General features: G+C 50.0%; 19 protein-coding genes, 1 tRNA gene and 1 riboswitch. Of the genes, 9 read left to right on the top strand and 11 right to left on the bottom strand.

What is annotated here, in order from left to right:
- The first annotated feature begins 87 nt into the window (after positions 1-87).
- Positions 88-1,077 carry a nucleoid-associated protein gene (locus JUF13_RS03620; protein ID WP_203637768.1) on the top strand — a complete coding sequence of 330 codons (990 nt, stop codon included), beginning with the start codon at positions 88-90 and terminating at the stop codon, positions 1,075-1,077.
- Between the two features lie 123 nt (positions 1,078-1,200).
- On the opposite strand, the gene JUF13_RS03615 is transcribed toward JUF13_RS03620, so the two are convergent.
- The 4 genes from JUF13_RS03615 to JUF13_RS03600 form a co-directional block, all read right to left on the bottom strand.
- Complete coding sequence (locus tag JUF13_RS03615; protein ID WP_125763317.1) at positions 1,201-1,923, bottom strand: MIP/aquaporin family protein; 723 nt, start codon at positions 1,921-1,923, stop codon at positions 1,201-1,203.
- Positions 1,924-2,113: 190 nt separating this feature from the next.
- Positions 2,114-3,271 carry an MFS transporter gene (locus JUF13_RS03610; RefSeq protein ID WP_203637767.1) on the bottom strand — a complete coding sequence of 386 codons (1,158 nt, stop codon included), beginning with the start codon at positions 3,269-3,271 and terminating at the stop codon, positions 2,114-2,116.
- A 6-nt stretch (positions 3,272-3,277) separates the two neighbouring features.
- Positions 3,278-3,703 carry a MarR family winged helix-turn-helix transcriptional regulator gene (locus JUF13_RS03605; RefSeq protein ID WP_203637766.1) on the bottom strand — a complete coding sequence of 142 codons (426 nt, stop codon included), beginning with the start codon at positions 3,701-3,703 and terminating at the stop codon, positions 3,278-3,280.
- Between the two features lie 96 nt (positions 3,704-3,799).
- Positions 3,800-4,282: a GNAT family N-acetyltransferase gene (locus JUF13_RS03600; protein WP_203637765.1), complete on the bottom strand. Its 483-nt coding sequence runs from the start codon at positions 4,280-4,282 to the stop codon at positions 3,800-3,802.
- 145 nt (positions 4,283-4,427) lie between these two features.
- On the opposite strand from JUF13_RS03600, the gene JUF13_RS03595 reads away from it, so the two are divergent.
- Together JUF13_RS03595 and JUF13_RS03590 are read left to right on the top strand one after the other, a co-directional pair.
- Positions 4,428-5,309 carry a LysR family transcriptional regulator gene (locus tag JUF13_RS03595; protein WP_203637764.1) on the top strand — a complete coding sequence of 294 codons (882 nt, stop codon included), beginning with the start codon at positions 4,428-4,430 and terminating at the stop codon, positions 5,307-5,309.
- Positions 5,310-5,469: 160 nt separating this feature from the next.
- Positions 5,470-5,925: a YbaK/EbsC family protein gene (locus JUF13_RS03590; protein WP_373301397.1), complete on the top strand. Its 456-nt coding sequence runs from the start codon at positions 5,470-5,472 to the stop codon at positions 5,923-5,925.
- Positions 5,926-5,999: 74 nt separating this feature from the next.
- Here the strand turns inward: JUF13_RS03590 and JUF13_RS03585 are convergent, their stop codons facing one another.
- Positions 6,000-7,802, bottom strand: coding sequence for a DUF5776 domain-containing protein (locus tag JUF13_RS03585; protein WP_203637762.1), 1,803 nt, complete (start codon positions 7,800-7,802; stop codon positions 6,000-6,002).
- Between the two features lie 301 nt (positions 7,803-8,103).
- Here JUF13_RS03585 and JUF13_RS03580 point away from each other — a divergent pair, with 301 nt between their 5' ends.
- Complete coding sequence (locus JUF13_RS03580) at positions 8,104-9,105, top strand: NADP-dependent oxidoreductase (RefSeq protein ID WP_203637761.1); 1,002 nt, start codon at positions 8,104-8,106, stop codon at positions 9,103-9,105.
- A 101-nt stretch (positions 9,106-9,206) separates the two neighbouring features.
- Here JUF13_RS03580 and JUF13_RS03575 read toward each other — a convergent pair.
- From JUF13_RS03575 to JUF13_RS03555, 5 genes are all read right to left on the bottom strand, one after another.
- Positions 9,207-9,279: transfer RNA gene (locus JUF13_RS03575), tRNA-Ala, on the bottom strand.
- 66 nt (positions 9,280-9,345) lie between these two features.
- A complete protein-coding gene (locus JUF13_RS03570) occupies positions 9,346-10,563 on the bottom strand; it encodes an ABC transporter permease (RefSeq protein ID WP_203637760.1) in 1,218 nt (405 codons plus the stop codon).
- Complete coding sequence (locus JUF13_RS03565; protein WP_203637759.1) at positions 10,556-11,452, bottom strand: ABC transporter ATP-binding protein; 897 nt, start codon at positions 11,450-11,452, stop codon at positions 10,556-10,558. Before JUF13_RS03565 ends, JUF13_RS03570 begins: the two co-directional genes overlap by 8 nt.
- A 730-nt stretch (positions 11,453-12,182) precedes the next feature.
- A complete protein-coding gene (locus JUF13_RS03560) occupies positions 12,183-13,496 on the bottom strand; it encodes a nucleobase:cation symporter-2 family protein (protein ID WP_203638026.1) in 1,314 nt (437 codons plus the stop codon).
- A 185-nt stretch (positions 13,497-13,681) separates the two neighbouring features.
- A riboswitch (purine riboswitch) is annotated at positions 13,682-13,780 on the bottom strand.
- Between the two features lie 49 nt (positions 13,781-13,829).
- Positions 13,830-14,009 (bottom strand): hypothetical protein, encoded by a 180-nt coding sequence (locus JUF13_RS03555; protein WP_203637758.1) that lies wholly within the window; start codon positions 14,007-14,009, stop codon positions 13,830-13,832.
- 453 nt (positions 14,010-14,462) lie between these two features.
- Here JUF13_RS03555 and JUF13_RS03550 point away from each other — a divergent pair, with 453 nt between their 5' ends.
- The 5 genes from JUF13_RS03550 (at position 14,463) to JUF13_RS03530 (ending at position 18,322) form a co-directional block, all read left to right on the top strand.
- On the top strand, positions 14,463-15,446 hold the full coding sequence (locus tag JUF13_RS03550) for an asparaginase (RefSeq protein WP_275404343.1): 984 nt from the start codon (positions 14,463-14,465) through the stop codon (positions 15,444-15,446).
- A gap of 109 nt (positions 15,447-15,555) precedes the next feature.
- The gene (locus JUF13_RS03545) at positions 15,556-16,719 is read left to right on the top strand and encodes a hypothetical protein (RefSeq protein ID WP_203637756.1); all 1,164 of its coding nucleotides are present in this window, start codon (positions 15,556-15,558) and stop codon (positions 16,717-16,719) included.
- Positions 16,720-17,188: 469 nt separating this feature from the next.
- A complete protein-coding gene (locus tag JUF13_RS03540; protein ID WP_203637755.1) occupies positions 17,189-17,536 on the top strand; it encodes a hypothetical protein in 348 nt (115 codons plus the stop codon).
- Positions 17,537-17,547: 11 nt separating this feature from the next.
- Positions 17,548-17,802, top strand: a complete 255-nt coding sequence (locus JUF13_RS03535; RefSeq protein ID WP_203637754.1) for a zinc ribbon domain-containing protein — start codon at positions 17,548-17,550, stop codon at positions 17,800-17,802.
- Positions 17,803-17,806: 4 nt separating this feature from the next.
- Positions 17,807-18,322: an O-acetyl-ADP-ribose deacetylase gene (locus JUF13_RS03530; RefSeq protein ID WP_203637753.1), complete on the top strand. Its 516-nt coding sequence runs from the start codon at positions 17,807-17,809 to the stop codon at positions 18,320-18,322.
- A 104-nt stretch (positions 18,323-18,426) separates the two neighbouring features.
- Here JUF13_RS03530 and JUF13_RS03525 read toward each other — a convergent pair whose 3' ends face one another.
- Positions 18,427-18,621 (bottom strand): LBP_cg2779 family protein, encoded by a 195-nt coding sequence (locus JUF13_RS03525; RefSeq protein WP_203637752.1) that lies wholly within the window; start codon positions 18,619-18,621, stop codon positions 18,427-18,429.
- Positions 18,622-18,802: the final 181 nt, after the last annotated feature.

Genomic DNA, 18,802 nt, shown 5'->3' with positions numbered 1-18,802 from the left:
AGTCAACACTAGCTATAATGATATTAGCTGGGTTTTACCAGCAACTAAACCGTATTTCAATACCGGTATGCATAATGAGGAGAAGTAATGCGAATTCTAAATGTGATTGACCACATCTTGGATAAGGACTCCGGCAACGTTATTTTGTCGCAAAAAGAGATTGCTAAGGATAACCTTGAAATTTCCAAGTACGTTGAAAAAGTGATTGATAAATTTGAAAAAAGTGAATATGTAGAGTTGGCGCTATCACGGATTCCGATGCTCGAACAGTTCTGGAATGGGCGTGACGATTTTCAAAAACTGACGGAAAAATTTGCGCTGGATTATTTTGACAGTATCAAGGTCAATGAAAAAATTCCCGGTGGCGACTTGTTATTCTTTAACGTCGAACTAGAGGACTTGAGCCAAATGATTGGGATTGCCAAGTTGGATTACACCCAGCGCTATATCCACAACATTGAGTATGACGAGGATGCTTTGGTTAATAACATCGTTCAAAACAATAGTATCCTGCCATCGCCTGGTCAGGGGGTCAAGAACATGCTCCTGATTGATGGCGATAAAGTTCAGTTACGTGAACAGCAGTACACGGGTGCCAGTGGTAAGTGGCTGATGTCGCGGGATTTTCTTAACGTTGCGGCGGTTCCCGTCAAAGTTTCGAACAACGTTAAGCAGATCAAAAAATCGATTCAAAAAATTTCAGAACAGTACGATGACGGGGATGACTTCACCATCACGTCCAAGACGCAACAGGCGATTCACGACAGTATCGAGACGGATGGCGTCATCGATAATGATTATGTCGCCGATGTGGTGTTTGACCAGAAAGAAGAAGCTAAAGCAGAATTTAAGGACCAACTGACTAAGAAGGCGATTGAACCAGTCGTTACCGTCCCCAACGCGGACTATTTTGAAAAGAAATATGAGCGCCAAAAGATCAAGTTAGATAATGGGATTGAAATCAACGTGCCGATTAGCTTGTTGAAGAACCGGGATGCGATTGCGTTTGAAACGAATCCGGATGGCAGTACTTCGGTGGTGATTAAGAATATTGGAAGTTTGAAGAGTCAGTTTTAGGTGGCGATTTTTTTAAAAAGAAAACGGGGAAGCAGAGAACAGGTGGCGGCGTAGTTATCCGGCTGTTTAAAAAATAGAAACGAAAAAGTCATGTTCAGCGCGAACATGACTTTTTGAATAACTTTAGTTAAAAACCGTTTGCCAGAGAACCGTGGCACAGATGGCCCCGGCAATTGGCGCGATGACTGGCACCCAGCTGTATTCAAACTGCGAGCTTCCCTTGTGGGGGAACGGCCAGATGGCGTGCAGCAGGCGGGGACCCAGATCACGGGCCGGGTTCAACGCCGGACCGGTGGGACCACCCAGGGAAACGACCAGACACATGACCAGGAAGCCCAGGCCAATGAAGTCGGCGCGGGGGTCCAATTTGTCAGCGGTCATGGCAACGGCCCCCAGTACCAGCAGGAAGGTCCCGAGAAATTCGTTGATGAAGCCGTTCAGCTTACTATTGGCGGCATCAATCGTGGAAAAGGTTCCCAGGATGGCTTCCGTATCCGTTGTTTTCTCGTAGTAGGGCTTGTAGGCGAGCACCACGGCCAGCTGACCGATGATGGCCCCCAGCAGTTGCGCCACCACGTAGGGCAGTACTTCTTGCCACGGGAAGTTGCCGACGACGGCCGAGGCAATCGTCATGGCCGGGTTGATCTGGGCCCCGGAAATGGTCCCAAACATGAGAGCGGGAATCATGACGCCAATCCCGTACCCCCAACCAATCAACAGCCAACTGCCGTGATAGCCTTTGGTACCCTTGAGCTCAACGTTGGCAACGGAACCGTTACCCAGGGCAACCATGATGGCCGTCCCAATAAATTCGGCGATGCACCGAATGAATAAAGAATCATGCATAAATAATTTCAACTCCACATAAGTATAAGATAGCCGACTGCCCCAGTCACCGCCCACCGACCACTGGTGGGACGCCGAAAAACAGCAGTATTCCTATCATACGCCTATCACGGGTCGCTTTCACGATAAGTTTCAATTTATCTTGATAAAAGTTGGAAATGATTAAAAATTTACATTTTCACATTAAATGTTAGGCTAATAGCCGTCGATTGGCCAGGTAAACGACCACCGTCACGGGTAACGACAGTGCCATGACCGGGTAGAGCCACGTCCAGGGTAAGACGGCCGTGATAATTCCGGCCAGTACCGGTCCGCCCGACATCCCGATATCCACGCCAATGTAGAAGGTGCTATTGGCTAAGCCGCGATCCGACATGGGGACTAGTGTCAGCGCCTTCGCCTGGCAAATTGAGAACATTAGGCCATAACCAGCCGCGAAGCCGAACGCGCCCAGGAACAACATCAACCAATTTTTTAAATCGGTGAGTCCAATGATGCCCCATAGGTTAAAGCCTAAACATAACCAGAAGAATTTTTTAAACGGGATGTGGTCAAAGGCATCGCGTAGCAGCAGGCGCATTACTAACAAGATAATGGCGTAAGCGGGAAAGAAGGCGCCTGCCGGGACGGCAAAGTGACAATGGGCAATATAGCTCACGATGTAGGTTTCCGTAGCAAAATAGGGTAAGGAGAATAAGAGTAAGATGATTGCCAAAGGGACGACCTTAGGCTGAACCAGTTGGATTTTTTTAGCTGTCTTTGACTGCGTTGCCTTGGGCCGGCTGGGAAGCCCTCGGTTGCTGACAAATTGAATGACAATCAACATTAAAACGCTAAAGAAAGATGCGACCCAAAAGACGCTTTGGTAGTTGTACTGTTGGTATAAGTAGACACTGAATGCCGGGCCCACAGCCATGCCCAGGGCGCTTGATAGGCCGTAAATGCCCATGCCAGAACCGATTCGGTCGGCGGGTAAGAGATCGGCTATCCAGGTCGCCATGCAGACTGAACACAAGGTATAGCCAAAACCACTAATCACACGGAAAAGCAGAATTAAAGCGACATTCGTGGTAAACGTATACCCCAGGCTTGCCACCAACAGGGAGATGCCACCAATTAGAGTGAGGCTGTATTTAGAAATACGATCGGTTAAATTACCTGCTAGCGGCCGTAACACGAGGGCGGTTAGGTTCATGGCGCCGGCAATCACCCCGGCTAAAATACTGCTCGCCCCACTATTTGCTGAAAAGCCCGCGATGACCGGATTGATCAACATGGGACTCATTAAGTAAAAGAAACTTGCGATTAAAACTAATAGAACATTCTTACTGTATAAGCGTGTGTGCACGCCCAATCATTTCCCTTCTAAGTTTGCGTTAGCGCGTCGAGCCAATGCTAAAAATTGTTGTTGCTCTGCGGCTGTAAAGCCAGCGAAAAGTTCTTCACTCGTTCGCCAGCCGTGTTTCGTTAACTGGGCATATTTGGATAACCCCAGCGGCGTGACCACCACTAATTTTGACCGACCATCTTGCGGATTGGCTGTCAAAGTGACAACTCCTAGGGCCACCATGTGCTGGACGATGACTCGGGCCGTCTGATGGGTGATGCCCTGGTAGTCTTTGAACGTCGCAATTGTCTGGTTAGGATTTTCTGCGAAGTACTTTAGGGCATCCCCCTGTCCGGTCGTTAAATCTAAATCTTGAATGTGTCGGTTTCGCCGTTGCTTGATTCGACGGGCCAGCTGTAACAACTGGCGCGCAACCATGCCATCATCAATCATTTCATCACCTCATGATTAAATTGTACAGCACACTGTATAGTTTTGTAAGGGTTAATTTGATGACGGTGGCAGGTGAAAATTTGGTGGACTAATGACTTACAGGTCTTTAACAAAGAAAATGGACTCCCGGTCTGGAAAGTCGTAGCGCACAGGGACAGCGGTCCGGGGGATTTCTCTAAAGTCATGCTTGCGATAAAAGTGGTGCGCGCGATGACAGGCGGCCGGTGTATCTAGCAAAATATGTTGAAGGTTTCTCTGGTTTGCCGTGGCAATCAGTGTCGCAAATAGTCGATGGGAGACGTCGGCTGCCGTGCCCCGGTAATCCTGATGGACAAAGAATTTCTTGAGGACGCCGTATTGGCTATTTTCGACCAGCAGGCCGATGGTGCCCACAACCATGTCCTGATTGTTGATGGCCAGCCAAAAGCCACCTTGACCATTTAAATAGTGGGCGGGGATGTCCGCCATATCCGGTTGTTCTTCCAACGAGAGATCAACTTGATTGTCATAGTTTTGTAGGTAAAGAATTAAGGCAATCACTTGATTGCGGTATTTGGGGGTGTAAGGTTTAATTTCCAATGTGGGACTTCCTCTCTGCTACGTGCCATTGACAGGCATGTGATTGGTACTTATACTAGGACAAAATAATCATTCAGTCTAATTGAAACAATCAATATAAGCATGCAACATTTTCGATGGATTGAAGTGAGAGAGGTGGGCCGACATGGATATTAAATACTTAAAAACCATCCGCGCCATTGCGGAAACGGGGAGCTTTCAGGCCGCAGCGAATCAATTGAATTATGCCCAGTCTACGGTAACCTTTCAGGTCAAACAGCTAGAACAGGAACTATCCCTGCAATTATTTGAAAAGGTTGGTCGTAAGATGGTGTTCACGGCGGCGGGGAAGCAGATCTTGCCGGATATTGCGCGCATCTTAGGAACGGTGTCCGAGATGAAAAATTATGGCAAAGCCGCGGCCGACTTAACCGGTGAGCTGCGAATCGCCATTCCCGATACGTTGTTGACCTATCGGATGCAGCCGGTGTTACAGGCGTTTCACCATCAACTACCGGCCGTGCAGTTGTCGTTACAGATGGCCAATTGTTTTACGATTCCCCAACGCGTGGCTGCGGGGACGGTCGATTTGGGAATCCATTATGATGTCGGTGGCTATGGTCATAACTTGGCGGTGACGCGGTTGGGACAGGTTCCCCTGGTGTTGGTTGCTAGTGCCCAACTAGATCCGCAGAGGGTAAATTTTCAACGACACCACCAGCAAGTTGCCTGTGCCGTCATCACGGACGACCGCGAAAGTATTTACCACAAGCAATTCATGACGGCCATTGCCGCACGTGACATCCGGGTCACCAATTTGTTAGAGATTGGGAGCGTCGAGGCCGTGAAACGAAGTGTGATGAGTAATCTCGGGGTGGCTTATTTACCACAATTCGTGGTGCAATCCGAACTGACTGCGGGTCAGCTACAGGTGTTGCCGACCAACTTTGCCAAGCAAGCCCTCACGACCGTCTACGTTCAGCGAAAGAATCAGCCGCAATCACAGGTGTTGACTCGGTTTATCGCTAGTTTGTCGGCCTTGGCTTAGGCACGATTGCTGAAATTAAATGGCCGCGATGTGTGTTCAACGCTAAAGGTTAATGCTAAGATAAATGATAAGTTAAAATGTAACCGCTATTAAAAATACAGAATTCGAAGGGATGAGTGCTGTGGAACCTGACAAACAAGTCGAAGAAGCCTTAAAAAAGATGAACATTCAGTACCAAATCGTTCATCACGCGGTTGCCCACACCACTGAAGAAGCCGACAAATTCATCGAGGGCATTGAAGGTGTCCGGACGAAGACCATGTTTTTGACGAACAAGAAGAAAACCGAATGCTATTTGCTAGTCATGGATGATGCCAAGCGGCTCGATTTTCATCAATTTGAAGAGCTGACCGGCGCCAAGCGGGCCAAGATGGGCCACGATGATTTGCTGTTTGAGAAGCTGGGCTTGGCCCCCGGCATCGTTTCCATCTTTGGATTGTTGAACAACCAGGATCATGACGTGAAGGTTTACTTTGATAAAGCCATCCTGAGTGAGAAGCGCATGAGTTTCCACCCTAACATCAATACCAGTACAATTTTTGTGGCTAGTGATGACGTCTTGCGGTTCGTTAAAAATTTAGGATATGATTACCAAATTCTTGAATTAGAGGGCTAGGCATTTTAAGCAAAATGACAAAAAGGGGCGTGAGCTGATTTCTTAGCTCATGCCCTATTAAGGTTGTTCAGATGTTAGTGGATCACACGCACAAACTGCTTATTCCCGGTGATGTAGCCACCGGCAACCTTGTAGCGTAGGGTGTCGCCCTTACGGAAGTTGTTGGCGTTGGAGTAGGCCCAACCTTTAACGGTGAAGGTTGCATGAGTCTTCTTAGGATAATGCCGATTGCGGTTCGTCAAGTTGGCTGTGCCATAACGGTTGACGGCCGTCTTGGCTTGAACCCGTTTAGGCATCGTGTATTTGCCAGCAATAACTAGTTTCTTGTTTCCCGACACAAACTGACCGTTTGGGAGCACGAAGCGCGTCGTCAGGTTGTGGGTAACGATCCGTTTAATTCGAAGAACTTGTCCCTGCCGGTAGTGGGTCCGTTTGCCACTCAAATTCTTCTGCGCATAGCCATTCAGGCCACGGGGATTGATAACCGTGAGTTGCTTAGGTTTATTAGCGTAGTAGACGGCCTTAACGTAAGTGGACCTGGCGGTGATATATCCGGTTGTCCCTTTACCAGTAAGGTCCTTCACCCGGTAACGTTTAAGGCCATTCCGTGAGGTCGCAAAGTCAATGACCTTAAACATTGGTCGATTGATTCGAGACTTTTTCGCGTAGTGGGTCATCTTTGCAGAAGCGGTAAAGGTGGGAGTGGCGTAAAGGCTTAGGCCTTTTGTGGCGTAAACGACACTGTTTTTCCCGACAGGAGCGACGATATTCGGGTGGTAGGTATAGGTGACTGTCTGTTTGCTCGTTGTAAAGATTCCAGTCTCCTGACCGACCGTTTTGACGAGGTAGTAGCTGGGGACGTTGAGGGGCTGAGTTTGGTAGCGACTGCCAAGCGAGCCAGTCAAGGTCTTAGTTGGTCTGAGGGATTGGCCCTGTTCATCAAGGTAGTGGACAATGACTGGCTGACTTGGCTGACTAGGTGGTGGCGTTGAGCCAGGTCCTGGTGCGGTGGGTGCTTTGAAGACATAGGTAATGGGGGTCAGAAGCGGATAGGAAACCAACACGCCATCGGCCATGACTTTACCGTCAGGATTATGATGAATGAAGGATTTAATGGGTGTTTGGAGTAGCTTAGCTGCTTTCGCTTCAGATGCAACAGGGTCAAGGTTAACCAGTTCTTCCGGGGAGCTCATTAAATAATTAGCGGAAGCGAAGGGTAGCAGTTGAGGAAGATTGCTATCGTATTTGGTCTTATCTGAGAACAAACCATTCAAGGTGACGAGCGTGTCCGCGTCCATCAGGTTACCCAGGTCTGTAAGCCGCTTCTGCAAAGTCGCTTCATAGTGCGCTTGAGCTGAGTCAAAATCAACATGATTTACGACCTTATCCGCAGCGGCTTGGTAAAGCCAAGTATACATGTAGATTGCAGTCTTATAGGTTTGAGTAAAGTCTGTTAGCGTATTAATGTTTGGAAAGACTTTTTTATCAAGCAGATATTGATCTAGATGTTCATCGGAGGTGACGGTCAGCCCATCTTGTATCAGACCTTTCATAGCTTCAACCACATTGAAAACGTTATTATCCGATGGATTGCCTCCGGTTACACTGTTAGTAAAAAAGTCTGAATCGGTGATTTCTTCTGCTGTAAACTCATGGGCAGTGGCGTTGGGAAACCAGAACATCTTGCTAGTATGCCCTTGTTCATCGGTGATGATGTTGTACGGCAATTCTGCGGAATCAAACTTGTAGGTTTGTGTATCAGGGGAATTCGTTTCCGTTGAGGGCGTGGCGGCCTGAACGACAGTGGGGGATAGGCTCGCACCAATCAAAAGCAATGACAGGCTAGTCAGGACGAAACGGTGGATGATTGTCATCATAGCGTTACCTCATCTTTTCCTTATTTAGATAGTGCTAGTGTACCACGATTCAGGCTGGAAAACTTGTTTACAAAAAACAGGAGAATCTCGGACAAAGGCGTCATAGCTTAGATTGATGACAATTATATAAATTAATTTATGGGATTAACAAGACTGTGACAAGGATGTGTCTTTATGGTAGATGGCATTGTCTTTATAAAAGTAACTTTATTTTACTATTGTAACTAATTATTATAAGATGTTCTCAACTAAAAAAGACAGAACGATATTACTCGCTAACAAGCAAAGGAGAATTGACAAGATGCAAGCTGCCCAATTACTGAAATACGACAAAAATTTTAAATTAGTTGTTAAGGATATCCCCGTACCAACGCCGACTGAGGATGAGGTCTTAGTCAAAGTAAAGGCAGCGGCCGTCAATCCTTTGGAAAAGTTAATTGGCATCGGCTATCTGAAGTTGTTACAGAACTATGCCTTGCCAGTGACGACGGGAAACGAATTGTCGGGGGTTGTTGAAGCAGTCGGCAAAAACGTCAAAGACTTTAAAACTGGTGATGAAATTTACTCACGGTTGCCTTTAGAAAAAATTGGTGCCTTTGCAGAATATGTGGTCATCGACTATCGTGCCGTGGCACTGAAGCCGGCCGGCCTGGACTTTGTGCACAGTGCGGCAGTGCCCTTAACCGGCTTGACCGCGTACCAAGGCTTGACTGAAGAATTAGGTGCCCGGCCCGGACAAAGCGTGATGATTCCGGGTGGCTCTGGGTCGTTTGGACAGATGGCCATTCCAATTGCCAAAGAAATGGGTTTGCGGGTCATGGTTAGTGGAAATGCGCGTTCGAAGCAATCCGCAATGGATATGGGCGTCGAACAGTATTTTGATTATCGTGAACAAAATTATTGGGAGCATCTCGAACCCGTTGATTACGTCATTGATACGGTTGGGAAGACGGAGCTGAATCATGAGCTTCAGGTTTTGAAGCCAGGTGGACGATTGTTGTCCTTGATCATGACCCCTAATCGCCAGTTTGCTAAAGATCATCAGATGCCATTTTGGAAAACGGCTTTAATCGGGATTGCCGGTAGCGGGATTGATTGGCAGGCCAAACGAGCAGGCGCCGACTATCGGTTTATTTTTGTGAGAAGTGATGGCGAACAACTGAAGAAGATTACTAAACTTGTTGAAGACAACCAGATTGAACCAGCGGTTGACCCAACTGAATTTAAGCTGACGGATATCAATAAGGCGTTAGATTATCTGGCAAACGGCCATCCGAAGGGAAAAGTGGTTATTCGGTTTTAGAAAATGATTGGCGGTAACGTCTAACAAAAATAGAGGGTGAGCTGAAAAAAATCAGCTCACCCTCTATTAATTTAAATACCATCTCAATAAAACTCACGCAATGGACCCTACCGGATTTGAACCGACGACCTCCTGCATGCGAAGCAGGCGCTCTCCCAACTGAGCTAAGGGCCCATACCACTTACGCCATTAATTATAGCACGTTGCCGTGAAATGTTAATGGCTAAATGGCTATTGCATTTAGTCCTTAAAACTGTGAATTAGGTGTTGCCACATATTTTCACTGTCTGTCTGCAACATCAGTCGTTGATACTGGCGGCCGATGTACAGGGCGAACAGGCCAATCGTGACTAACAAGACGAGCAGGGAGCCCAGTTGTTCCGCCAGGCTGACGGTGCCGTTGATGACCCGCATCGGCATGAAGTATGAGGAGAAGAAGGGCACGTAGGACAAAATCTTAACGGCCAAAGCGTCCAAATTGTTTTGGAACGGGAAGGCGGCAAAGAAGCCCAGCATTCCCAGCATCACCACGGGTTGTGCCGCTTTGGAAGCATCCTCCGCCTTGGAGACCAGCGCGCCACTGTAGGCGGCCAGAAGCGTGTAGATGACGACCCCCAGCAAGACGTACAGGAGGTTCAGGTTGACGATGTTGTGAATGACACTGTCGACCAGCGATTGGTTGGCACTGACCAGGCGTTTGATTCCGGCGTTGTGCATGGCCAATCCATAACCGGCCCAGCCGCCCAGGAGGTAGATGGCAATCTGCGTGACGATGACCAGCAGAATCCCTAAGATTTTGCCGACAAAGTAGCTCGTCGCCGTGGTACTTGAGAAGATGATTTCCATAATCTTCGTGCCCTTATCCGACGCAATCTCTTGGGCCGTGATGGTGGAGTAGGTGATTAGGATGATGTAGATCATGGTGATCAGAATCCAGAAGGAGATAATCTTCGCCAGGTTGGTGGCGCCGTCCTTGGTGGCCACGTGCTGCTTGAGCACCGGCGTCTGGGTGAGGGCCTGTTTCTGTTGGGGACTCAGCTTAGCAGCCTGGTAATTCTGAATGGTCTGATATTGCGTCAGGAAGTTTTGGACCTGCGCCTTCAGCCCGTTGGCCATGGCCTTGTTCCCGTGATAATCCCCGCGCAGGTGTTTGCCACTGGTACTTATCGTCAGGTAGCCGGCCAGGTGGTTGGCCTTCAGGGCCTTCTTGGCCGCGGCGGTCGTGGTGATCTTGGTATTGATGCCGTCCTGGTGCTGTTGCAGGTAGCTTTGGCGAAGCACCTTTGAATCGCTAATGATGGCGACCTGTTGGCTACTACGACTGCTATTGGCACTGACATAGCTAATGCCGACGGTCAGGGCAATCATGACAAATGGCCCCAGAATCATGAACAGGAAGCTCCAGGATTTAATCTGGCGCAGGTAGGTTTCAAACGTGACGACCCAGGTCTTAGACATGTTCCTCACCCACTTTCAAACGGAAGATTTCATCAAGGGTCGGTGGCTGTTGGCTAAATTCTTCAATGTAATGGCCCTGCGTCAGGGCATCGAAAATGGCGGGGCCGGCCGCAGCGTCCGTCAAATGCAGGACGTAGCGGTTACCGTGCCGGTGGGTCACACTGGCGACGCCGGTTAAGGTTGCAAGCTGCTCAGTGGTCCAGTCGGTCGTGACAAATAGCTCAGTCTTGCCAAATTGTTCACGCACGTCCTCAAGGGTCCCGCGCAACACGACGTTGCCTTTCCGCAGCATCACGAGGCGGTCACAGACGGCCGTGACGTGTTCCATGTCGTGGCTGGAAAAGATGATGGCCGCGCCGCGTTCCTTGGCCGCCACGATGGCTTGCTTGAGGAGGTCGGCGTTGACCGGGTCCAGTCCACTAAAGGGTTCGTCCAGAATCAACAGGTCGGGCTGGTGAATCAGCGTACAGATTAGTTGGACCTTCTGTTGATTCCCTTTGGACAGGTCGTTGATCTTACTCTTACGGGTCCCTTTAACATCGAATCGTTGAAGCCAGTCGTCGATTTGGGGCCGAATGACTTTAGCCGGTTGACCTTTGAGTCGGGCCAAGTAAATGATTTGTTGTTCAATCGTCAGCTTGGTCATCAGGCTCCGTTCTTCTGGCAGGTAGCCGATGTGGTCGAAATCCTCGGCAGCCAGGGTGTGGCCCTGCCACTGAATGCTGCCGCCGTAGTCGATAAAGTTCAGGATACTGTGAAAGGTGGTCGACTTGCCGGCCCCGTTTTGGCCGATCAGGCCCAGTATCTGGCCATCTGGGACGTCAAAGGTGACGTCGTTCAGGGCTTTGACTGGGCCGAATTCTTTGCTGATATGTTGAATGCTTAGCATGGCAAATTCTCCTATCAATTGTTTTGCGGTTAAATGTCTTCTTGTCAGCGCCTCCGGGCTGGTGAAAATGGGCCTGGTCGCGTCCGTTCCCGGCGGCGGGCTCAAACTGCCCTGCTGTGGGGCCGGTTACAGCCAAAAGGCGGGCTTTCACCTCAACTTTGAGCCTGAGAACCGGTCTCAAAGGTTGTCCCATGCTCTAAATAGAGAAAATCACTCTATTAAGACCATCGACACAGCTGGGCAGTTTGGCCCGCCTCTGGTCACTCCCACGACCGCCCCAGTTTTCCCAGCCCTGCAGCTGACACTGGTTTAGCCACAATCGTGTGGTCCGTTCTGTACTCTGGGTAGCAGAGTGACGTTGTGCCATCCCTGGAAGGCTGTCATAGATACTATGACGCTTAGTTTCAAATCGTTTCGGCATATGGTTCATTGAATCTAGTAAAACCAACTGCCGACTATAAATGCTGAGATTGTTGACTAATCCTATCTCGAACATGCTTATATTATACGCAGATGCAGGGGAAAAACTAAAGGACTCTTAACCGTTTGTAAGGTTCCTGTCACACAGTGGGCTATTGTCTGAAAAAATAAGACGTGCTAATAGCTTATCATGGATGTCGATTGGAAGAAAGTCATTTGATGTATGAATATAGTATAATGTTAATTATATTTAACTCAAAAAAACGACTGACTCGGGCAAAGGAACCCAGTCAGTCGTTTGCGCAACAACTTATTTATTTTGAGGTTGGGCGTCGCTGTTGACCTGCGCTTGGGCGGTCGTTACAGCGCGGTTGGGTCGCATGTTGAAGATGATATTCAAGAGCACGGCGGAGAAACTGCCGATGACGACCCCATTGTTCATCACGATTTGTAAGGATTGGGGCAGGGCTTGAAAAATCTGAGGATAGACGGTGACGCCTAAGCCCAGGCCAATGGAGATGGCGGAGACTAACAGGTTGTTGTTATTTTGGAAATCAACCTGTTGGAGCATCCGAATCCCTTGAACCCCAACCATCCCGAACATGACGATCATGGCGCCACCCAGGACAGCGTCGGGGATGACCGTGGCCAGTGCGCCAATCTTAGGCAACAGACCCAACAGCATCAAGAAGGCGGCCGAGAAGTACAGGGGCTTCCGCGTTTTCACGCCGGACAACTGTACGACCCCAACGTTCTCGGAGAAGGTCGAGTAGGGGAAGGTGTTGAAGAGCCCACCGAGAATAACGGCGATGCCTTCCGCACGGTACCCACGTTTCAAATCCTGTTCGCCAATCTTCTTGCCGGTGATATCGCCTAAAGCGAAGAAGACCCCGGTCGATTCAACCATGGTGGTCAGGGAGACCAGGATCATGGTGACGATGGATGACCACTCAAACTTGGGCGTGCCAAAGTAGAAAAATTGGGGCAGGTGGAACCAGCTGGCTTGGCCGACCGCCTTTAGCGAGACCATGCCCATGGCACCGGCGATGAAGGTCCCAATCAGGATGCCCGCCAGAATGGCCAAGGACTTAAGAAAGCCCTTGGCGAAGGCATTTAGTCCTAAAATGATGCCCATCGTGAGGAAGCCGACCAGTAACATCTTGGGATCACCGAAGTTCTTGGCCGCGGCGTCCCCACCACCCAGGTCTTGGAAGCCAACCGGAATCAGCGTGAAGCCAATGATGGTGATGAGTGAGCCAGTCACCACGGGTGGGAAGAAGTTCTTAATTTTAGAAAACCAGCCCGCGCTGAGAAAGACGAAGATTCCGGCACTGATGATGGCGCCGTACATGACGCCGACGCCGTATTGATTTCCGATGGCGCTCAAGGGCGTGACGGCCTGCACCGCACAGCCGAGGACGACGGGTAAGCCGATCCCGGTCAGCGGGGTGCGTTTGAGTTGGAGCAGGGTTGCAACCCCACACATGAAGATATCCGCACTGATTAAGTAGGCCATTTGCATGGCGTTGAAATGAAGCGCGCCCCCAATCAGTAGGGGAACGATGACGTCACCAGAGTACATGGCTAATAAATGCTGGAAACCGAGAATGGCCGCGCGCCACATGGGTAACGCTGGCCCTTTTTCTGATGACGAAACGGATGATGCGGACTTTGTGGACTGCAAGAATGTTTCCTCCTTCTCGTGATGTCCATACGCCGCCAAGCTAATTTTGAAAACAAAAAAGCTCCCTTTGCAAAAAGGGGGCTACTGAAAACTCGCCGACGAACTCTTTTCATCGGCAAAAAGAGTTTCGTCCTCAATTTGCTCATAGTCCAGAGTTTACGGCTCTGGGTAGAAACTCGCCAACCTTATCTTGGCATTATATAGGCAATCACTTATTTTTTTAATGGAATGTCATTTACTTTACCACTGAAAAATAAAAATAACAATACCGATTTAGGAGGCCTTATGTTTCGACCAGAGTCCTTTGAGCCAGTTCCACAAAGATTTGACTAGACCGTTGAACCAAGTCAGGAGCGGGCCCCAGTCGGCGATACCCCCGGATGAGCTGTACTTTTTGGGGTGGACGTGGACGCCTGGGATGTAGCCTTTTTCTTCGTCTTCTCTTTTGGACATTTTTAACATCCTCTCTGAATTCTAACTTAATTCTATCGCAAATACGGTACAATGTGGATAACGAATCTACTTGGCGGGCTTGGTTCGAACCTTTTGTTTCTTGCAGCGCCTCCGGGCTGGTGAAAACTGGGCCTGGTCACTCCCACGACCGACCCAGTTTTCCCAGCCCTGTGGCTGACACTGGTTTAGCCCGCCGAGTGGATGGTTTTGCTACAAGTTGCTTTGGTGGCTGCGATAGATTGGGGTGTGTCGGTGTATTTCGATGGTTGGCTGAGTTGAGAATGTAACTCCAGCTAAGCCTGTCGAGTAGATGATTACGTCACGACTGGCCGTGTTGCAATAGGTGGCGCCAAGCTGTCATGATCGTGACCGAACCAGACTTACCGCAACATTATTCCAGGGATAACCAATAAACATAAAACATTCAATGAAATTAACTAATACTGAAAGAAGTTGACAACTGTGAAGAAAATTTTAGCCATTCATACCGGTGGGACGATTTCCATGTCGCAAAATGATCAGGGGGAAGTTGTGCCGAACGCGCAGAACCCGATTGCCCAACAGGAAACGATTCTGGCCGGACGGGTGGAATTGTTTACCGATGAAATGTTTAATTTGCCATCTCCCCACATGACGCCGGTGGAGATGCTACAGATCAAGGAACGCATCGACCAGGCCGAGAAGGATGGCATCGATGGCGTGGTCATCACCCATGGGACGGATACGCTGGAAGAAACGGCGTACTTCTTAGATCTGACCCTCCCCAGCACGATTCCCGTTGTCGTGACGGGGGCTATGCGCTCCTCTAATGAGGTTGGTTCCGATGGCCTGTACAATTTTCAATCCGCCATTGAAGTGGCCGCAGACGACGCCTCACGCGGAAATGGTGTGATGGTCGTGATGAACGATGAGATTCACACGGCCCGCTACGTGACCAAGACCCATACGACTAACGTGGCCACGTTCCGGACGCCCACGTTTGGCCCGATTGGGATCGTTGCCAAGGACCACGCGGTTTATTTTCAGAAATTAATTCGGGAAGATACCTGCAATATTGATCACGTCATCGACCACGTTTACCTGATCAAGGCCTACGCCGGGATGGACGGGAGCCTGTTTGATTTTCTCGATAACGATGAGACAGCCGGGGTGGTCATCGAAGGCCTGGGTGCCGGGAATTTACCACCGAAAACGCTGGCGTCCGTGCAACGGCTGTTAGACCGGCAGATTCCTTTAGTTCTGGTGTCACGGTGTTATAATGGCGTCGCCGAGGACATTTATGACTACGAGGGCGGTGGCATTGAGCTGCGCAAGATGGGGCTGATGCTGTGTCAGGGGCTGAACGGGCAGAAAGCACGGATTAAGCTATTAGTGGGCCTGAGCGCCGGGTTACAGGGCGCCGAGCTCAAACAATTCTTGAGCACTGCCGTATCCTAAACGGGCCGCGACTACTGACGGGCTATTTCTGTCAATATATGGTAAGATTTTCAGATAAATACGTTTTACCTATTAGGGGATAACGTATACTAAAAAAGGGGGTCGTCATGTGAATTCAATTGTGAATGATTTAAACCGGGCACTGGCCCAACGCTTACTGGTCAACGTTTACCAAACGAACCAGGAGGTCGTCTACACCGGTTACGTGACGACGGTCGGTGAGACGGGCATCATTCTTGCAACCTACGATGATTTTGGGTTGCCGGACGGTGCGGTCTTCCTGGCGCTGAACGTGATCGATGAGGTCGAATTCTCTAGTGATGATCTGGACAACATGTCCTTTCGGATGAAGACGGCGCAAGAAGAGCGCTTTATTCAAGCCGGTGGGCTGACCATGAAATTCGACACCCAACGCGATTTGCGGCGGCAGGTTTTGAGCCACGCGTGGGTCGATCACCTGGTGATCATGTTGGTTTTAAAAAATGATGAACATTTTTATGAAGGCTTAGTGACCAGTGTGGCGAGTGAAGAGGTCGGCGTGCAGTTGATCAATAAATTTGATTATTCTGACCAGCCGGCGATGATTCTGAATCCCGCGGACATTGAAGTCATTGAGTTTCAAGGCAAGGAGTTAACGTTACAGGGCATCGCGGCACCCCATTTGCAAAAGCTCACGCACGTGGAACAGGTGGCGGTCGAGGATCCCACCCAATTCCGCGATACCTTGCAACAGCTAGCCGGGAAGGATCCCTTGGTGGCGCTGATTCCCAAGCACAACAAGGACCTCTTCTTCGTGGGGCAGATCAACGTGTTGACGGACGATTCAGTCATCATGAACCTGCTCGATATGTCGGGGCAATTCGGGGGCTACACCCTGATGCGGCTGAGCGATGTGAACGCCATCGTGGTCGAATCCGATTATCTCCAAACGATGCGGCTCTTCTCGCTACTGAACCGGGCGCGCCAACAACCGCTGCAACCGGTGTTAAATGACGAACGTCTCTTTGATGCCACGGTGGACCAGTTCCGCGAACGGCTGAGTCAGGCCGCGACGTTCCGGACGATTATCCACGTGAAACTCAAGGATAACGACAGTCAGACTGGTTACCCCAGTCGGGTCGGTGGCGAACGCTTCATTTTCCACGAGGTTTCGGAAGACGAAATCGACCAGGTCGGCAAGGCCTACCGCATCGCAGACGTGGAGGAGCTGTCATTCGGCTACCTCGACGCCTACCTCACGGAACACCAGTTGCGGGTCGAAGGCGATTTGTAAAACGGTGTTGCCTAAAGTCTTTTTGTTAGAAGTTTGAGAAATCAAGCTCAAGTGATAAAAATAGTTAAGGCATGAGAACAACTCATGTCGGTGACAAACCGTTTAGTTACGGGTTAAACCAATGTTAGCCGCAGGGATGGTGAAAATGCGTGGCCGCTGTTAGTGACCAGAGGCGGGCCAAACCGACCAGCTGTGTCGATGGTCTTAACTGAGTGATTTTCTCAGTTTAGAGCATGGGCCGACCTTGGAAACTCACGGGTTTGGTGAGGTTTCAAGTCGAGGCGGAAGACCGCTTCTCAGGCTGGAGCCGGGCCCCACAGCAGGGCCGTTTGAGCCCGCCGCCGGGAACGAATGTGCTACGCTTATTTTCACCATTCTGGAGGCGCGGACAACACGGATTTAACCCCAAAGCTAAACAATGAAATTTGGTGGCGCGGAATGGCGCTGCCGTACATAAGGAGTTTTTTACATGAAATGGCAAAATTTACCGCGCTGGATTCGCGACACCCTCTCTGTGGTTGGCGCGATGGCGGTGTTGTTGATCATCTATGACGCCTTCTTTGCGAAGAACGTCAACTGGGTGCTGGTTCCGATTCAAATCGTGGTGGCATTACTGGCCGTTGGGGTTTGGAGCTACTTTAGCTACAGGAGTCAACAGAAGCGTAAGCTCGCCGAAGAACAGAAGAAGGCCGCGGCCAAACAACGGGTCATCGACCGGGAAAAGCGGAAGGTCGAAGCGGCCAAGACCGCTGCCGAAACGCGCGAGAAAAACCTGGCGCGGAACCAAGCACATCAGCAACAACGGCACCACGAATAGGAGGCAGTCTCTTGGCAACAGCGTTGAAATTTTGTCCGCATTGCGGTGCGGCTGTGACGGCGGACGATGACGTTTGCCCGCAGTGTCAAACGGATCTCCGACCCTACCGGCAGTCAGAAAAGCCAGCCAAGCCGGCTAGTCAGAAATTGAACTTGTCCTCGTTGTACGCCAACCCGTACCGCGAGGGGATGAAGCGGTTGAAGGACCGGGATGACCAGGCGGCCAAGCCGAAGCATCACTGGCACTGGCCGTGGTCAAAGGAGTGAGTGGATGGCTGATTTTACGGTAATTCGGGGCGACATCACCCAGAGTAAAGTTGATGCGATTGTGAACGCCGCCAATACCACGTTGTTGGGTGGCGGCGGGGTCGACGGCGCGATTCACCGGGCTGCGGGTCCCGAGCTGTTTGCGGCCTGTGTGCCGTTGAACGGTTGTGAGACGGGCGAGGCCAAGATTACGCCTGGCTTCAAGTTGCCAGCAACCTGGGTGATTCACACGCCCGGTCCCGTTTGGCGGGGGGGGCAACAGGGGGAGGCCGAGTTGCTCGCAAGCTGTTATCGCAACAGTTTACGCGTTGCGGTCGCCCACGACTGTCACACGGTTGATTTTCCGTCAATCAGTACGGGCGTGTATGGCTTCCCGCTGGAAGAGGCGGCGGCCGTCGCGACCCAAACGATTGGCGATGAATTGGCTCACAGTTCCGGCCTGACCCACGTGCGGTTGGTGGCGTTTGACGATGCCACGGCCACCGCGTACCGGACGGCCTGGAATCGCTTGGCCGATTAACGTTTTAAAAGATAAACAAATAGCCGTTTCAGAAAGGCGGCCAGGTGACTGGCGAAACTTTTCTGAAACGGCTGTTTTTGATCTTAAATAGAATGCGCTGGTTGTTAGTGCGGCTTTGAAGCAATTAAGCCCTTCAACGAGCTCTGTTCTTCACTAGTTGGTTGCAGTTCGCCAGTCTTGATGCCGTGAAACTTCTCAACTGAAATGCGAGAGCCAAAGGCCATCTCTCCGTCTGTCTTATCGTATTTCTTTTGGTAGGCGATGATTGCTTCGGCCAAATCGTTTAATTCTTGACTCATAGATATCCCTCCAAATGATAATCCTAATGACTGCTTAAGTTCATTATACTAAAGTTTTCAAAAATCGGCGGAATAAGTCCCAATATCTGGAAGTTTTTTTCGATCCCCAATTGTCAAATCAAGTGCAACACAGGACAGTAAGGCGTAAGCATAACCGGATGCATGTTCTTGAAGACCTGTG

Source organism: Levilactobacillus wangkuiensis, from assembly GCF_016861605.1.
In the GTDB taxonomy this organism is placed as follows: Bacteria; Bacillota; Bacilli; order Lactobacillales; family Lactobacillaceae; genus Levilactobacillus; species Levilactobacillus wangkuiensis.
The sequence above is the reverse complement of the archived record's forward strand: the minus strand, read 5'-3'. Positions and strand labels throughout refer to the sequence as shown.